The organism is Endozoicomonas sp. 2B-B (assembly GCF_053470045.1).
In genome coordinates this window covers 2,438,371-2,454,318 of sequence record NZ_JBLZMU010000001.1, presented here as the reverse complement: position 1 = coordinate 2,454,318, position 15,948 = coordinate 2,438,371, and the positions used below count along the sequence as shown (strand labels likewise).

13 protein-coding genes are annotated in these 15,948 nt (G+C 47.5%); 7 read left to right on the top strand and 6 right to left on the bottom strand.

Annotated features, from left to right (window positions below; genetic code table 11):
- Nucleotide 1: 1 nt before the first annotated feature.
- Nucleotides 2-811 (bottom strand): MinD/ParA family ATP-binding protein, encoded by an 810-nt coding sequence (locus ACOMHB_RS10170; protein ID WP_422137563.1) that lies wholly within the window; start codon nucleotides 809-811, stop codon nucleotides 2-4.
- Between the two features lie 448 nt (nucleotides 812-1,259).
- Between ACOMHB_RS10170 and ACOMHB_RS10165 the strand changes: the two genes are divergently transcribed.
- Entirely contained in the window at nucleotides 1,260-1,526 is a 267-nt protein-coding gene (locus tag ACOMHB_RS10165) for a hypothetical protein (RefSeq protein WP_448216520.1), read from the top strand.
- Here ACOMHB_RS10165 and ACOMHB_RS10160 read toward each other — a convergent pair whose 3' ends face one another.
- On the bottom strand, nucleotides 1,527-2,984 hold the full coding sequence (locus tag ACOMHB_RS10160) for a sigma-54 dependent transcriptional regulator (protein WP_422133141.1): 1,458 nt from the start codon (nucleotides 2,982-2,984) through the stop codon (nucleotides 1,527-1,529).
- A 365-nt stretch (nucleotides 2,985-3,349) separates the two neighbouring features.
- Between ACOMHB_RS10160 and ACOMHB_RS10155 the strand changes: the two genes are divergently transcribed.
- The gene (locus tag ACOMHB_RS10155) at nucleotides 3,350-3,724 is read left to right on the top strand and encodes an AlbA family DNA-binding domain-containing protein (RefSeq protein WP_448216519.1); all 375 of its coding nucleotides are present in this window, start codon (nucleotides 3,350-3,352) and stop codon (nucleotides 3,722-3,724) included.
- 15 nt (nucleotides 3,725-3,739) lie between these two features.
- On the top strand, nucleotides 3,740-4,447 hold the full coding sequence (locus tag ACOMHB_RS10150; protein WP_448216518.1) for a hypothetical protein: 708 nt from the start codon (nucleotides 3,740-3,742) through the stop codon (nucleotides 4,445-4,447).
- A gap of 173 nt (nucleotides 4,448-4,620) precedes the next feature.
- Here the strand turns inward: ACOMHB_RS10150 and ACOMHB_RS10145 are convergent, their stop codons facing one another.
- A complete protein-coding gene (locus ACOMHB_RS10145; RefSeq protein ID WP_448216517.1) occupies nucleotides 4,621-5,826 on the bottom strand; it encodes an OprO/OprP family phosphate-selective porin in 1,206 nt (401 codons plus the stop codon).
- A 546-nt stretch (nucleotides 5,827-6,372) separates the two neighbouring features.
- Here ACOMHB_RS10145 and ACOMHB_RS10140 point away from each other — a divergent pair.
- A protein-coding gene (locus ACOMHB_RS10140; protein WP_448215008.1) for an IS3 family transposase occupies nucleotides 6,373-7,937 on the top strand; the annotation gives its coding sequence in 2 pieces (ribosomal slippage) (nucleotides 6,373-6,826 and nucleotides 6,826-7,937; 1,566 coding nt in all).
- 50 nt (nucleotides 7,938-7,987) lie between these two features.
- On the top strand, nucleotides 7,988-9,097 hold the full coding sequence (locus ACOMHB_RS10135) for a cupredoxin domain-containing protein (RefSeq protein ID WP_448216516.1): 1,110 nt from the start codon (nucleotides 7,988-7,990) through the stop codon (nucleotides 9,095-9,097).
- A gap of 37 nt (nucleotides 9,098-9,134) precedes the next feature.
- Here the strand turns inward: ACOMHB_RS10135 and ACOMHB_RS10130 are convergent, their stop codons facing one another.
- Nucleotides 9,135-9,443, bottom strand: coding sequence for a hypothetical protein (locus ACOMHB_RS10130; RefSeq protein WP_448216515.1), 309 nt, complete (start codon nucleotides 9,441-9,443; stop codon nucleotides 9,135-9,137).
- A gap of 60 nt (nucleotides 9,444-9,503) precedes the next feature.
- Nucleotides 9,504-13,523, bottom strand: a complete 4,020-nt coding sequence (hrpA, locus tag ACOMHB_RS10125; RefSeq protein WP_448216514.1) for an ATP-dependent RNA helicase HrpA — start codon at nucleotides 13,521-13,523, stop codon at nucleotides 9,504-9,506.
- A 344-nt stretch (nucleotides 13,524-13,867) separates the two neighbouring features.
- Between hrpA and ACOMHB_RS10120 the strand changes: the two genes are divergently transcribed.
- Together ACOMHB_RS10120 and ACOMHB_RS10115 are read left to right on the top strand one after the other, a co-directional pair.
- Nucleotides 13,868-14,839, top strand: a complete 972-nt coding sequence (locus tag ACOMHB_RS10120) for an alpha/beta hydrolase (protein WP_448216513.1) — start codon at nucleotides 13,868-13,870, stop codon at nucleotides 14,837-14,839.
- Nucleotides 14,840-14,933: 94 nt separating this feature from the next.
- Entirely contained in the window at nucleotides 14,934-15,416 is a 483-nt protein-coding gene (locus ACOMHB_RS10115) for a MaoC family dehydratase (RefSeq protein ID WP_422137555.1), read from the top strand.
- A gap of 36 nt (nucleotides 15,417-15,452) precedes the next feature.
- On the opposite strand, the gene ACOMHB_RS10110 is transcribed toward ACOMHB_RS10115, so the two are convergent.
- Nucleotides 15,453-15,704 (bottom strand): YkgJ family cysteine cluster protein, encoded by a 252-nt coding sequence (locus ACOMHB_RS10110; RefSeq protein ID WP_448216512.1) that lies wholly within the window; start codon nucleotides 15,702-15,704, stop codon nucleotides 15,453-15,455.
- Nucleotides 15,705-15,948 lie beyond the last annotated feature (244 nt).

Here is a 15,948-nt window from a genome sequence, read left to right as displayed (position 1 = left end):
CTTATACCCTCTCTTTTATTCTTGTTGGCAAGAAGAATTCGATACGACCTCTTGGCGGTGTTACTGGTATCGCCATCATCTGATGTGCAATACGCAAAATGGCTTTCGAAGCCCGGCAATCCGGATTTACCTGCAGAAGTGCCTGCTGACGGGTGAGTGATTCTGCGACAGCCTTGTCGAATGGAATCGCCCCCAGATAACGGAGAATAATTTCTACTTCATCATTCAGATAGGATTGCAACCTTTCAAACTGGTTCGATCCATACCGACGGTTATTAACGGCGTTGACAATCACTCCAAAACGACGAACACCGTATATTCGGTAAAGCATACGTATCATTCTCACGGCATCCAGCAGTGATACAACTTCCTGATTGATAACGATAAGAATTTCTCCCGCAGCCTGAATAAGAGCTACATTGTCCGGAGCCAATCCAGGTGCGGTATCAATAACAAGGGTATCAAGAGTAGGAGCCAGAGACTCCAGGCTTTCTATCATTCGGACAGCATGACCAGTTTCTACGGTCTCCCTCCAGATAGGCTCCCCTTTTGGCGACAGCACCTTCAGACCCGAGGGCCCATCCTGAATAAAAGTGGAAAAAGAGTCGTTGGCATCGAAGTGAGTCATATCCAGCTTCTTCTCAAGCCCAAGACTTATTCCAACATCGGGGACAGCCAGGTTTCCATCCATTAAAACCACACGTCTTCCGTTGTTTGTGAGAGCCAGTGCGAGATTGACTGCAACTAATGTTTTACCTACTCCACCCTTACACCCCGCAACTGCAATAATCTGTTTTGTTGATGAGTTCATGGCTTTCAGCTTCTTTTCAGTGATTACTGCATAAAATCTGGAATCAAAAACGTTTTTTCTTTTTTTACTGCCTGTACTTTATTAATAACAAGAGCCGTGCCAATTTTTTAAAACGCCTGTTTTTCAGTCATGGTCACATAGCTGACGTGACATCATTTTGACCAGCCCCAGCCTAAAGATCATAACCTGCTGTTTTTATTGAGATTTATTTTTACCGGTCGAATTTCCGTCATGTTACATTTTTGACAGAGTCAAAATCGATCTCAAAAGAAGACATCAAACGTCGTTTCATTGAAAAATAAAAAGAAAGTTATTTGACAGTGTCATTTTATAGTGACGAATTACTGTCGCATAATATTTTCCAGAGGGATAAAAAGTGTTACTTAATTGACAAAATAAATTCCGAAACTGAGAGATTTAAAAAACGACAAAATAAAGTTAATTTCCAATGATGGATAAAAACACTTTATCCAGAGATAAAAAACGTCAAAAATTTTATCTTTTTACTTGTTTGATAATTGATAAAACCGACTTACTTTTAGATAAAAAAGACAGCTACCAGGTAAAATTTTTCGGGATTCTAAAAATACAAAAACGGCCTCGTCTACTTTTTTTCAAAAGCAGACGAGGCCGTCATAAAATCGAACCTGGTAAGTTAAGACAAAAAAAATGGCTATCAGCTCACGCTGATAGCCATTTTTTTGAACCGATCTGATTAACGCATGGTCTCTTCATAACGATGAAGGCCATACTTTCTCATTTTCTCAACCAGTGTCGTCCGGCGAATCTGAAGTTTGTCAGCCGCTCTGGCCACAACGCTGTTGCAGTCACTCAGAGCTTGCTGGATCAGGCTTTTTTCCAGCCGTGTCAAAAATTCCTTCAGATTCAGGCCGCCCACAGGAAGAATCGCCAAATCATCGACTTTTCCGGTTCCTGCAGGTTGAATACTATCCGGGAACAGCTCGGCAACACCGTCATCATCAGTAATAGCTTCCATATGACGAAAATTCTGTGGCAGATCCTGAACACCTACGACACCGTAGGGATACATAATCGCCAGTCTTTCCAGCAAATTGGACATTTCCCTGACATTACCCGGCCAGTCATGACGGCATAGCGACATAATCGCAGCAGAACTCAGACGAATGGAGCCGCGACTCTGTTTTTCCATTGCACTGACCAGCTCGTTGAGAATCAGCGGAATATCTTCCGGACGATCCCTGAGAGCAGGCATTTCAATGGGGAATACATTCAGCCGGTAGTACAAGTCTTCCCTGAACTCACCGGACTCAATCATTTCAGAAAGGTTTTTATGAGTAGCCGCTATGATTCTGACATCCACAGGAATCTGTTCGGAACCCCCCACTCTTTCAATGGTGCGCTCCTGCAAAACCCTAAGCAACTTAACCTGCATGTGCAGCGGCATATCACCAATTTCATCAAGAAACAGAGTGCCACCCTGCGCCAGCTCAAACCGCCCTTTTCTTGAGCTGACCGCACCGGTAAAAGAACCCTTCTCATGGCCAAAAAGCTCACTTTCCAGCAATTCATTAGGAATAGCGCCACAGTTTACCGGCACAAAAGGCATATCCCGACGGTGGGAGTGATCGTGCAGATTCCTGGCCACCAGCTCCTTGCCTGTTCCTGACTCACCGGTCACCATAACATTGACGTCACGGTCAGCCACCTGTGCCATGGAAGCGCGAACTTTGCGAACTTTGTCACTTTTACCCACCAGCCCACGGAACAGCTCTACTTGCTGATTCATACCAGTCTGGTGAAGTTGACGCCATTGTTCGCGATACACCTGACCATAATGCAGGCAAGAGAGCAACTGTGAACGATTGCAAGGCCAGTCGATACGGGCAATGACCTGCCTGCGGAGTGAAGATTGGAGGTTTTCCGGAAGGGGTTCGGCTATGCGAATGACGGGAACCCCGCCACTCCAGTTCTGTATACGGGCGATCATGCCCTGCATTGAGCTTTCTGCCTGGAGAAAATCGCCAAGAAAAAGCGCACAGAATCCTTCTTTGTTGGACTCGCTGATAGCATCTTCCCAGTAGGCGGAACTGACGGCCCTGGTACGATACCCCATAAATTCGATAACGGTACTTAGATCATGTCGGCGCTGTTGAGCGTCTTCTATGATCAATACCTGATCTGCTGCATCCATTGTAACGACTTTCCTTGTCATCAACGCAATGTAACAAACAGCTCTGAATAATATGAATTGCAATAAGCAAACTCTTATTCATTCATTTAAGGTCTAAAATTCTATTTCGTCAAATTTCTCGGCCACTTTAATTCATTTTTTGACTTTTTTATAAAAAATGACGTGAAATAGCCCTGCTCATCAATCGTTTGCTGGAATAAACGGAGCGTTCTCTCCGTAAAACAGATAGTCTCATTCTCCACTGATCGAGTTGGTATTAATGAGCTTTCAGAAGAAAATAATGAAATCATGGTTTACCTGCTACAACAAGCTGCATAAACGGTAACATAACCACTGCCGGGTATGGGCAGCCATCAGGAATTTGAATGCTGATTATCGAAACGCTTGAAGATATTGCCGCCATGCGGGAAAGTGTGGACGTGGAGTGTAAACTGGCACAGGGGCGGGATGGCAAAGGTGCTATCCCGAAAGACATGTGGGAAACCTACTGTGCTTTTGCCAATACCGAGGGCGGCGATATTTTTCTGGGCCTTGAAGAAAAATCGGGTCACCGATTTGTTCTGGAAGGTATTACCGACACCCCGAAAGTTCTGAAAGAGTTTTGGGATACCCTGAACAATCCACAGAAAGTCAGCGCTTGTATTATTCGGGATCCTTTGGTCAAGGTTCTCGAGATTGAGGGGAAGTCTCTCATCCACATTCATGTTCCACCCGCCAATCGTAAGCAAAAGCCAGTCTAAATCAAGGGTAACCCCATGATCGGCACCTATCGTCGCTTTAACAGTGGTGATATGCAGGTGAGTGAAGAGATGGTTCGCCGGATGATGGCTGAGCAGGTTGAGGAGAGCCGGGATGCCGAAATCCTGGGGGAAGTAGTTTTTGATAAATTAGGCAAGCAAGAGCAGCTTATCCTGATTACTGCTCATATTGAAAAGACAGTGGATCATGCCAGAATGATGTCTATTCTGGATATTCACCCTCGAGATCTCTCAGCCCTGCTTGCCTCTCTTGTTGACAAAAAGCTTCTATATCAAGATGGTAGTGGTCGTGGAACAATTTATTTCACCGCCCAGGCTATGGCGGAAGATACGATGTTAGAACGGTTTTTCGAAGAAATGGGGATGGAAAGATCCCGGTCTGAAAGGGAAGGGTCCGGACCTCACCCCGAAAGGTCCGGACCTTTAGAGAACCAGCTTTCGACTCTGGCAGAACCTGTAGCTACAAAAAAGCGAGCCCCCTGCGAAGAGGTGCGCCAAGCCATCCTTAACTTGTGTGCGCTGCGAACATTACAACTGGAAGAACTGGAAAAACTGCTGAATCGAAGTGGCGAATCTCTGCGCAAAAAATACCTGCAACCATTGATCAAAGAGCACAAACTCAGGCTGATGTACCCCACCAGGCTCAACCACCCTCAACAGGCGTATATTACCGTTGGGTCAGTGATCGATAAGGAGTACAAATGATCACAGAAGATCAACTGGAACAGCTCTGTCCGGGCTGGTTCCAGAATCTCAATTATGACCATGTATGCGGATAAGATATCCCCCCGGAGAACCGGCTGCAGAACATTTTGGCTTAGCCAAAAAGGCCCCGCAAAAGCAGGGCCAGGCTCAGACACTAAGGAACTGAATGGGGATCAGAACACGTATTGCAGGCGGGATACGATAGCGCTTCCCTTATCATTCTCTATGTTTTCATTGGTTTTGCCTTGAACATAGTTCAGGCTGGCGCGGATATTCTTGGTCGCAAAGTAGTTCACGCCCAGAGTAGTGGTTTTCAGTTCAAGATCATCACTCACGCTATCCTGGTCGATAGTGGCCTGAGTGTAACGTGCGAACACTTCCCACTGACCACCGGTTGGCTTACCAAAAGCACCTTCTTTATAGGTACGCTTGCCACCGTCCAACATGTAAGAAATCTGCCCGTAATAGCCCGAGACTTTTGCGTCGCTGTTAGCGTCATCAGACTTCAAGTCTCTGACCGCATACTCACCCTGAAGCTGGAGTGATTGGAACTGACCCGCCAATTCCAAAACATATTCAGAATCTTTATCAACGTTTGTGACCGTTACGCCCAGATCATCTTCACCTTTTTTAACGCCCAGGGAGGACTTTAAGTCAACATCAGAACCACCATCCGGATTCTTGTTGTAATAGTTCAGACCCAGATGAAGCAGCATGTCATCATTCATGATGGGAGCATAGGTAGCACGCACGATGTAGCTGGCAGTCCGTTCTACTTCCGGCTTGTCTTCTTCCGCCTGTCCATCATGGTGAATGCCAAACACTGCGGTATAGTTATCACCACCGGTCGCTACCTGAATACCGTAGTCATTACCTTCATCGCCCTGCAGAAAGTCGTAGATCATTGGACGCTCAATCGCCATGATCCAGGAAGAGCTTACGGTATTTTCCAGTCCGTAATCACGACCCCAGCGACCCAGAGTCACTTCTACCGGTTTGAAGCCAACATAAGTGATCTTGGCATCATCCAGTTCGATTGAGTCGTCGCTTTTGGTTTTCAGCTTGAGCTTGTATTTCCAGTCGGTGTAAGCCTTACCACTGAAACCAATCTCGGCACGGCGAATATAGCCTTTACGGGCTTCAGCGTCATTACCAGTGTCTGCGACATAGAGATCATCAAGGCTTGCGTAGTCCCACTGCAGCTTGCCGCTTACCTTAAAGGAAAAGGCGCCGTCATCTGTTTTCAGCTGAAGACCACCGTTCTTGGTGCTGACGATAATATCTTCGCCTTCCGTCTTAACAACACCAGCGTGGGCAGAAGACAGGGTCAGACCTGCAGCAACAGCGGCTACTGCCAGAGAAACAGGTTTAAGTTTCATTCAAAACTCCATTTATATCGTGCTTTTGTATTTATTACTTGGCTCTAAAGAGCGATGTGTTGGCATTTTTTATTATTCGCAGCCTGATAAGCCCTACCACCTCCCCAGATTCCGGAGCACGGCTGCAAGACGCTCATGGCTGTTTTTTTGTTAACTGCGGGTGAGTATATTGGGCTGGAAATATTTCTTGGATGTGACGAGAAAAAGAAGGTTTTGTGACACTTTTTACTCATTGCTCAGAATTTTAAAATCCGGATCATACTTTCGCATGAATTCTTGCAGGGCACTTATTTCAAGATCACCTGGATAATGATTGTCAGCTCAAGGCAATCCAAATACAGCTACCAAACAAAAATAGAGCGCAATAGATGACTTTGATCGTATAAGCTTCTTTTGTCAGTATTCATTTGTTTACCATGGCGCACAAACCAATGTAATGCTATACAGTCCGGTATATTCAAAAAAGGCCAGCCCGCTGTGTCAGGATAGTTGTCCCGCTCACTGATTAACCAATAAAAGCTAGACAGTGGGCGATGGACGTTGAATATGCCTCGTTTTTCAGAGGAACGTAAATCAGCTGTTTTGAAAAAACTGTTACCACCACACAATCGCTCTGTGCCGGATGTTGCCAGAGAGGAAGGTATCAGCGAACAAACCCTGTATAATTGGCGTAAAAAACTACGGGACAAAGGATTACCTGTGCCAGGGAACGAACAAAAATCAGAACAATGGTCTGCTGAAAGCAAGTTTGCCGTGGTCGTCGAAACCGCTGCTTTGTCAGAAACAGAGTTAAGTGAATACTGCCGTAAAAAAGGGCTTTATCCTCAACAAGTCAAGGAGTGGAAGCACGCTTGTATTTCAGGTGCTGTTCAGGCTTCTCAGCGTGCAGACCAGGAAAGCAAGCAATTAAAACAAGAGCGTAAGCGCAATCAGAGCCTTGAAAAAGAGCTTCGCCGTAAAGACAAGGCGTTGGCAGAAGCTGCAGCCCTGCTGGTGCTATCAAAAAAGCTCGATGCCTTCTACGGGATAGACAGCGAGGACAACTGACACCTGTCGATAAGCGCCGCCAACTGCTGACATGGTTTGATGAGGCTATAGCAAACGGCGCTTCTCGCTGGAAGGCTGCTGAACAATTGGAAATATCCCTGAAAACACTGAATCGCTGGCGCGATGACAATGGTGCAGTGTTAACGGACAAACGCCCGGATGCCTTGCGCCCGGTACCCTCTAACAAACTGACTGAGGAAGAGGAGCAACGTATTCTGACTATCAGTAATGAAGATGAGTATGCGAGCCTGCCACCATCGCAGATCGTGCCAGCCCTTGCAGACAAGGGAGTATACGTTGCTTCTGAATCTAGCTTTTACCGTGTGTTGAAAAAGTATGGTCAGTTGCACCACCGCGGTCGTTCAAGAAAGCGATCGAAAAGCAACAAGCCGACAACCTATGTTGCTACTGGCCCTAACCAGGTCTGGTGTTGGGACATCAGTTACATACCTTCCAGGGTACGCGGCCAGTTCTGGTACCTCTACCTGATACTGGACGTTTACAGTCGTAAGATTGTTGGTTGGGAGATTCATAGCCGTGAGTCTGGTGAGTTAGCCAGTGAACTGATTAACCGGACAATGGTGGCTGAAAAATGCACTAAAACACCGCTTGTACTGCACTCAGACAATGGGGCTCCAATGACGTCGAGTACCTTTAAGGCCAAGCTTGAGGAATTGGGCATTATTCCCTCTCATAGTCGCCCAAGGGTGAGTAACGATAACGCATTTGCAGAATCGATCTTTAAAACGGTGAAGTACTGTCCTCAGTGGCCATCTCAAGGTTTTCTGACGTTAGAACACAGTCGACAGTGGATGCTGAAGTTTGAGCGCTTTTATAACAATGAACACCGCCATAGCTCAATCCGCTTTGTGACACCTGCGCAACGGCATGAGAAAAGAGATCAGGAAATCCTGAATCACCGGAAACAGGTGTATACCAAAGCGCGAGAAGCTAATCCAACGCGCTGGTCAGGAGTTATCAGAAACTGGGAGCCTGTAGGTGCGGTTGCACTGAATCCTGAGCGGTTGTCTGAAGCAAGAATTAACGAGAAAAAGGCAGCCTAAAATTCAGTTTTCGGGACAACTATCTTGAAAAACTCCGCCAGGTTCCTGTTATGATCCGTCTGTCTTTTCCCGTGTCATGGAGAAAATGCATTTTAGTGACCTTATTCGGACTCGCCATAGTACCCCACTTGGTTAAAGCTCAATCAGAGACTTTCAGGCCTTCAATAATTTGGAGTGTTGATGGATTTTCAAAAAATGTGAATAAAACCTTATCCATAAGGCTTGGATCAATTCAGTATTTTGTTTGTGATAATCGTTTCACTTATGCAACGCCCAGGTGGAGCAGTAAAAATCGTGATGATATGTATGTCAACCTGTGGAAAGTCGATAAAGCTGACTATGAGCAATGTAAAGTGAATAAAACCAAGTCTACAAGCAAACTTTTGATCCAATGCAATGACCCTAGTGGGCTAAGAGCGTACACAGCAGAATTTAAAGAACTCGTTTCCTACAAAGACAAGCCAGTCTATAAAGAGGATCATTTCTACTATTTTATATCCACAGCAAATGGTACCAAATCTTCACTCGATAGCCTTGAAGGTGGCTATTGCCGATCTCATAATATGCGCCTTGCAGTATATATCTGTGACCCCTATAGCCCCGAATGCAGTTATAAAAAACCTGAAACAACAGCTTCTCCTGAACCAACAACTTACTTTAAGACAAGCAATTATACTGAAACAGCGAATTACACTGAGACAGGGAATTATTCTGAAGTAACAACTTATACAACAACTGTTCCAACGACGCATAGCCATTCAATTAAACAACCTTTTGAACTCGTTTGGAATGTTCGCTATAACGAGAGTCAGAATCTCTATATTTACAAGGAATCAGATTTTCCAATCGTTGCATTTTGCGAAGCCAACAGTGTCATTACCCGATTGGGTGACGAAGGTGAAGTCGTCAATAGCTGGCCATGTCAGAGTGGAGTTCATCATTTAGTTATTTTAAAACCAAAATATAATAACGGTGATGTTTATGTCTTTGAAGCATTTCCTGAGCAAGGAAGCGTGCAGGTATTGAAATCAACCCTGACCGTGAATATAGCAAGTGAGGGTAACCTTGAGTATCTTGTAAGTGACGCCATACCCTCTACTGGCAAGCCAGCATTCGCTTTTCTGATTTCACTTTATCTTTTGACTGCAAGCGCATGGTGAAAACTATGCCCTTGCAGAATATTGACTGCAGAAGGTATTAATAGTCCTGCTCTGCGACGCTTTGATCATGATCAGAATCATCACTGTATTCGTCATCATCGTATTGGTCATCGTCGTACTTGTCTTCATCGAACCTTTCTTCATCAGCCTCATCCTCACCTTCTGAGTCAAAGTACGGGTCCGGATACTGAGTCGTTTCATTGTGATACAGATCTTCTGCGTCATAGCCGTGCTGCCCGGAGTCAGTATCATTCTGTTCTTCAAAAAGATCCATCTCATTGGCAACGGTAAAACCAAGCCCCAAAGCAGCCAGGATGAGAATAGCCCCCTTCAAAAGCTCTTTCATGGGTGTGGCCTCCCTGCCAAACTGTGTTTAACGACTTTCTCTGAAGGTTAACGACTTTTTTCAGACTTCCTGAACCTCCAGCCAGAGTTTCCTGAGGCGTTTGTCGGATACCGGGAAACGGGTTCCCAGTTTCTGGGCAAATAACGAGACACGGTATTCCTCAAGCATCCAGCGATAAAGCATGAGGTTTTCATCCACTATTTTATGTTTCTCATGAATGGCTCTACGTTTTTCCCAGGCTTTAAAAAGGGTCGCCAACTCCTCTGACCAGGCCCGGTCTTTATTGACCTGGGCAGGCAATTTCTCCAGCCTTACCTCAATGCCTTCGAGGAACCTTGGATAGTGCCTGAGCCACTCAATGCCTGCTTCACAGAGAAAACCGGGATAGATCAGCTGCCCCAGATGCTGTTTGATATCGGAAAGTGAAAATGCCCGATCAAAGGATATTTTGCCCTTCAGCTGCTTGCTGATGTTGTGAGTCTTCTGGAAAATCCCAAACAACAGGCCATCGACCTCTTCGGCAAAAGGCACCAGATGACCTTTTCGATCTTCAATCAGAGCATTGAAAGCCGCTTCATCCCTCGGCCCATTATTCCCGGATAACAGGGCAGGATCACGAACAAACACCTCCGAAATCAAAAACGCCTGAAGATCTTCCTCCAGTGCTCTGGCCTGCATGATGCCTGTGGTCAGCAGTTTCACCTGTTTCAGATGGTTCATTTTCGTCAGGGCAAACTTCAGCTGACTGGACAGCCTGAACTGAAGCAGACGAGTCACCCCCATACGGTGAGTCGCTTCAGCCATAGCTTTGTCTTCAAACAGTTTAACGGCCACAGAGCTGTTCTGATCCACCAGAGCGGGATAGGTTTTAAGCACCAGACCACCCACTTTGCGGGTTATCTCTTCCGGCAGATCACCACAGCTCCAATCTTTCAGACCTTCCTGCTGCAATGAACTGTCCGTGAGTCTGCGCATACTGTCTTCAGACTCCCGACCAAACTTTTCTTTGAGCTTGATCAGATCACGGCCCTGTCCCAGCACCTTCCCGCTTTCATCCATCAGCCGGAAGTTCATCTGCAAATGATCGGGCAGATCATCAGTGTCCCAGTGCTCATCCAAAATACGCATACCGGACATACGATGCAGATGATGACCCAGAATATCGGTCAGTGGCTCATCGCAGATAGACATAGACTCCATAGCGCCCCGAACATAATCCGGTACCGGGACAAAGTTTTTGCGCACCGCCTTGGGCAAGGCTCGTACCAGGGCCACACACTTGTCGTAAAGCATACCGGGCACCAGCCATTCCAGCCGGTGTTTAGGCAATAGTCTCAGGGCCTGTACCGGTAATGTCAGCGTCACCCCATCATCCAGAGCACCTGGCTCAAAATGATACGACAGCGGCAATTCCAACCCTTCCCAGCGGAAAAGGTCAGGGTACTTGTTCTCGGTCACCTCATCAGCATCATGCCTCATCAGATACTCTTTGGTGAGGTACAACAGCAGAGCATCCTGTTTCTCAGCCTCTTTTCGCCACTTTTCAAAGCCCGCTCCGTTGTGGAGATTGGCTGGCAGCTTCTCATCGTAGAATTGATAAAGAGTTTCCGGGTCGACCAGAATATCTCTGCGTCGAGACTTGGCTTCCAGTTCATCCACTTCCTGAATCAACGACAGGTTGTGAGACTGAAACTTGCCCTGTGAATGATAATGACCCTCTACCAGAGCTTCCCGGATAAAAATCTCACGGGATACCACAGGATCAATGGCGCCATAACCGACCCGACGACGACCGACAATAATCAGGCCGTATAAAGTCACCTGCTCAAAAGCCACCACCTGGGCTCTTTTCTTCTCCCAGTGGGGCTCAAAATAATTTCTTTTGATCAGATGACCCGCCAGCGGCTCAATCCACTGGGGCTCCACTTTGGCATTAGTGCGGGCATAAAGTCTGGAGGTTTCCACCAGCTCTGCCGTCATCAACCACTTGGGCTTGCGCTTATAAAGCGTTGAAGACGGGAACACATAAAAACGACGGTTACGTGCTCCCATATAATCTGCGTCGTCATCTTTGCTGCCCAGATGAGACAACAAACCCGCCAGCAGGGATTTATGAATATCAGCGTAACTGGCCTCGTCTTCATTGGTTTTCAGACCGACTTCTTTGCAGGCCAGCGCTAATTGTCGATGCAGGTCCCGCCACTCTCGCATTCTCATAAACGACAGGAACTGTTGTTTGCAATATTTACGCAACTGGTTCTGGGACAGCGTCTGACGCTGTTCTTCGTAGTTATTCCAGAGCTGAACCAGGCTCATGAAGTCGGAGTCGTCGTGATAATGTTCACGGTGTCGCTGATCGGCGGCCTGCTTTTTCTCTGCCGGACGCTCTCTTGGGTCCTGAATCGCCAGAGCACTGGCGATGACGAGTAATTCGCCAAGAGCACGGTTTTTATCCGCTTCCACCAGCATCCGAGCCATTCGGGGATCTACCGGCAATCTGGAGATCTGCTGGCCGATTCGAGTCATACGACGTTTGTCACTGACGGCACCTAGCTCCTGCAACAGTTTGAAACCGTCGTTAATCGCCCTGGCATCAGGTGCATCAACAAAAGGAAAGGCAGCAATATCACCCAGACCCAACCGCAGCATCTGTAAAATAACCGCCGCCAGATTGGTTCTGACAATTTCGGCATCGGTAAATTCAGGACGCCCCAGAAAGTCCTCTTCAGAATAAAGTCGGTAGCAAACACCTTCTGCTACACGACCACATCGCCCTTTTCGCTGATTGGCAGAAGCCTGGGATATCGGCTCAACAGGTAGTCGTTGAACTTTTGAACGGACACTGTAACGACTGATTCTTGCCATGCCCGGGTCAATAACATAGCGAATACCCGGCACGGTCAGGGAGGTTTCCGCTACGTTGGTCGACAGGATCACTCTTCGGCCACCACCATGAGGCTGAAAGATACGGTTCTGTTCTGCTGCAGACAGGCGGGCATAAAGGGGAAGAATCTCGGTATGAGCCAGCCGCGCATCCTTGAGGAATTTATTGGTTTCCCGGATTTCCCGTTCACCGCTGAGAAAGACCAGCACATCCCCCAGACGTCCGCCTTCGCCGGAACGTTCCAGCTGCTCAATCTCCCGCAGACAGGATAATATACCCTGTTGAACTCTCAGGTCGGCATCCCGACCTTCCAGCTCCAGTTCTTCCACTGGGCGATAATTGACTTCCACGGGATAGGTTCGGCCAGAAACCTCAATAACAGGTGCATTATCGAAATGTTTGGAGAAACGCTCAACATCAATGGTGGCCGAAGTAATAATCAACTTCAGGTCAGGTCGTTTGGGTAACAGGATTTTCAGATAACCCAGCAGGAAATCAATATTCAGACTGCGCTCATGGGCTTCATCAATGATGAGAGTATCGTAGCAGTTCAGAAAACGATCATTCTGAATCTCTGCCAGCAGAATACCGTCAGTCATCAGTTTAATCAGGGTATTCTCATTGCCATGATCGGTGAATCGAACCTGATAACCTACCTGCTCTCCCACAGGCACTTTCAGCTCCTGCGCTATCCGGCTGGCGACTGATCGCGCGGCCAGCCTTCTCGGCTGGGTGTGACCTATCTGGCCAACAATACCCCGGCCAGCTTCAAGACAGATTTTCGGAATCTGGGTGGTTTTACCGGAACCTGTTTCGCCAGCAATAACAACCACCTGATGTTTTTCAATCGCCTTACGGATCTCGTCACGACGGGCTACGACGGGCAGCGCCTCATCGTATTCAATGTCAGGCACAGCCTGTCGCCTTTCCTGAACTCTGGAAGTGGATCGATTGATTCTTTCCTGCAGCTTATCCATCGCTGCCTGGTCGCCGGTTTTCAGTCTCTGAATCTGCCTGCGAACAGGAAAACGATCCCTGACCATGCACTGGTCCAGAGCGTCGTATAATGCTTTCTTGTTCAGCTGGCCGCCCTTTGCAGGGTCGCGCTCTGGGGAATGTTCGCTGGGCGATGACCTTTCTTGACGCTGGGTGGGTTCAGGGCTCTGGATAGGCTCAGGGCTGTTTCGGCCGGACACTCATATCTCCCGGAAAATGCAATTCAATCAAAACGCCCAATTATACTCGGTCCGGGCTCTGATATCCGATTTTCTTTCATACGCTTGCAGGGAATGAAGCGGCTTCTGAGAGTCATTCGCCAGAAGCGACGGGGTGTCGAAGATGATCATTTTTTCTGTTTTCCCGGTAGTGAGCCGGTAGAAAAAATCATTAAACCATTTACTAATTGTTTCATTTTTGCCATAAAGTGTCCTCTGACTTTATAAGTCTTGAGCCGCCCTGTCTCGCCTGTCTTATAGAGGTACTAACCTGTAGTCATGGCTAAAGAGCAAAAATTCAACAATAACGAGAGCAGCTCCACGGCATGAAAATCTACACACTGAAAAGCGACGACCACAGCATTCCTCTCTATTGCTGGAATAACCTGCCTGAATGTGTGGACCGCAAAGGCATTGTTCACATCAGCCATGGCATGGCGGAATATGGACAGCGTTACCGCTCTTTTGCCTCAGAACTGAATCAGGCAGGCTACCTTGTCTTCGCCCATGATCATAGAGGGCATGGCGCTTGTATTGAGCAAGAGGGTGCAGGCTATTTCGCCGGGCAACGAGGCTGGCATAAAGTAGTGGATGATCTGGCAACCGTTGTTGAGTTTATCCAGAAAAAGTTTCCCAGCGCCCCGCTGGTTCTCATGGGTCACAGTATGGGGAGCTATATCTTGCAGAGCTACCTGATCCATCATACTCCCAGGCTGGCTGGAGCTATTCTCTCCGGCTCAAATTATGCCCCCAGACTGTTACTGGAAGTCGGCCTGCTGGTCGCCAAACTGGAATGCCTGAGACAGGGCAAGAAAGGCATAAGCCCCCTGATCAAACAACTAACCTTCTCCAGTTATAACCGCCGATTCAAGCCAAACCGTACTGAGTTTGACTGGCTCAGCAGAGACCCACAAGCGGTGGATGATTATATCTCCGATGAGCTCTGTGGTTTCTCCTGCAGCAATCAATTGTGGCACGACCTTTTCCAGGGTTTACTTCATATCGGGGCCACCCACCATCTTAAACAAATCGAATCGAAGCTGCCTTTTCTGGTCATGGGCGGTGAAAAAGATCCAGTCAGCGCTCCTTTGGGGCAACAGAAACTTACCAAAGCATTACGGAAAGCCGGTTTAAGAAATGTCACACTGAGCCTGTATCCTGAAGGCCGTCACGAAATGTTGAACGAAACGAATTCTCAGCAAGTAATAAAACGCTTGTTACAATGGATCAATCAAACAGTCATGAGTCAGGAATATTGCTCAGTGAATAATTCCGCCCCGGAGCTCACAGAGTCCTGATCGTAAAAAGCTTTTCGGGGCATTAATGGATTTGTCAGCCGGTAGTGTTTACTGCCGCCCTTTCTTGTTATGTTGCCTTTAAGGGCCAATGATAATGCGTAAACTGGAAAACACCCCGTTTGATGAGCTAAAAATCGGGGATAAAGACACTCTGACCCGGACACTGACCGAGCAGGATCTGCTGCTGTTCGCCAAGGTTTCCGGCGATACCAATCCTGTGCATCTGGACAAGGATTATGCCGCCAAGACTCAGTTTGAGGGTCGTATTGCACACGGAATGTGGACGTCATCCCTGATCTCCTGTGCCCTCGCCACCCAACTGCCCGGTCCCGGCGGCATTTACCTGTCACAGGAAGTGAAATTCATGCGTCCTGTCAAAATCGGTGACACGATAACCGTTGAATTGGAAGTGATTGAGATTAATGAACGTCGCAAACGCGCCACTATCTCCACGAACGTAGTGAACCAGAACGGCAAAACGGTGGTCAAAGGCAAAGCGGAGGTCATGCCCGCTGTCGACAAAGTGGTGGTGGATGAATATCCATTACCCGATGTGGAGCTGATCAACAGAGCCTGATTATCCTGGAGCCGGGCTACAGTATCCGGCTTTTCTTTAACGGGTCAGTGTCTCCAGCACGATCAAATTACTTAAAGCGACAGAATTTTCCTGCCCGCATACAGCGCGGTCAGCCTTGAAACCGGAACAGACTTCCGGACGACCTGACTGACCAAAAATTTTGCAAAGATTATTGTCATCAAGCTGAATACAGCAAACCCCGGCAGGCTTTCCCTCAGGCATACCTGGTATGGCAGAAGAAATCGAAGGTGCTATACAACAGGCACCACAACCCAGACGACATTCCATTTACCTACCCCCTGCAATTGGAAAAACAATCAGAAACCCCAAAGCAATGATCAAAACTGAAAGGCGGCGGGATTCTAATACTTCGATGACTTGATAGAAACAGGAAAATGCCGGGCAGCCCTGGCTGAACGCTTCGACTGTCTGTCTACGACTCTGGAAATGCCTTCCAAGGACAACGTGGACCCGCCGGATGAGTACCAGGGCTGGATCCCCCAGGGTTTTATGGATTTACTGGAAACTGCCC

Excerpts from the sequence above, each read along its gene's own strand:
- ACOMHB_RS10170 (WP_422137563.1), bottom strand. The coding sequence starts at position 811 with ATGAACTCATCAACAAAACAGATTATTGCAGTTGCGGGGTGTAAGGGT.
- ACOMHB_RS10165 (WP_448216520.1), top strand. The coding sequence starts at position 1,260 with ATGATGGATAAAAACACTTTATCCAGAGATAAAAAACGTCAAAAATTT.
- ACOMHB_RS10160 (WP_422133141.1), bottom strand. The coding sequence starts at position 2,984 with ATGGATGCAGCAGATCAGGTATTGATCATAGAAGACGCTCAACAGCGC.
- ACOMHB_RS10155 (WP_448216519.1), top strand. The coding sequence starts at position 3,350 with ATGCTGATTATCGAAACGCTTGAAGATATTGCCGCCATGCGGGAAAGT.
- ACOMHB_RS10150 (WP_448216518.1), top strand. The coding sequence starts at position 3,740 with ATGATCGGCACCTATCGTCGCTTTAACAGTGGTGATATGCAGGTGAGT.
- ACOMHB_RS10145 (WP_448216517.1), bottom strand. The coding sequence starts at position 5,826 with ATGAAACTTAAACCTGTTTCTCTGGCAGTAGCCGCTGTTGCTGCAGGT.
- ACOMHB_RS10135 (WP_448216516.1), top strand. The coding sequence starts at position 7,988 with ATGATCCGTCTGTCTTTTCCCGTGTCATGGAGAAAATGCATTTTAGTG.
- ACOMHB_RS10130 (WP_448216515.1), bottom strand. The coding sequence starts at position 9,443 with ATGAAAGAGCTTTTGAAGGGGGCTATTCTCATCCTGGCTGCTTTGGGG.
- ACOMHB_RS10120 (WP_448216513.1), top strand. The coding sequence starts at position 13,868 with ATGAAAATCTACACACTGAAAAGCGACGACCACAGCATTCCTCTCTAT.
- ACOMHB_RS10115 (WP_422137555.1), top strand. The coding sequence starts at position 14,934 with ATGCGTAAACTGGAAAACACCCCGTTTGATGAGCTAAAAATCGGGGAT.
- ACOMHB_RS10110 (WP_448216512.1), bottom strand. The coding sequence starts at position 15,704 with ATGGAATGTCGTCTGGGTTGTGGTGCCTGTTGTATAGCACCTTCGATT.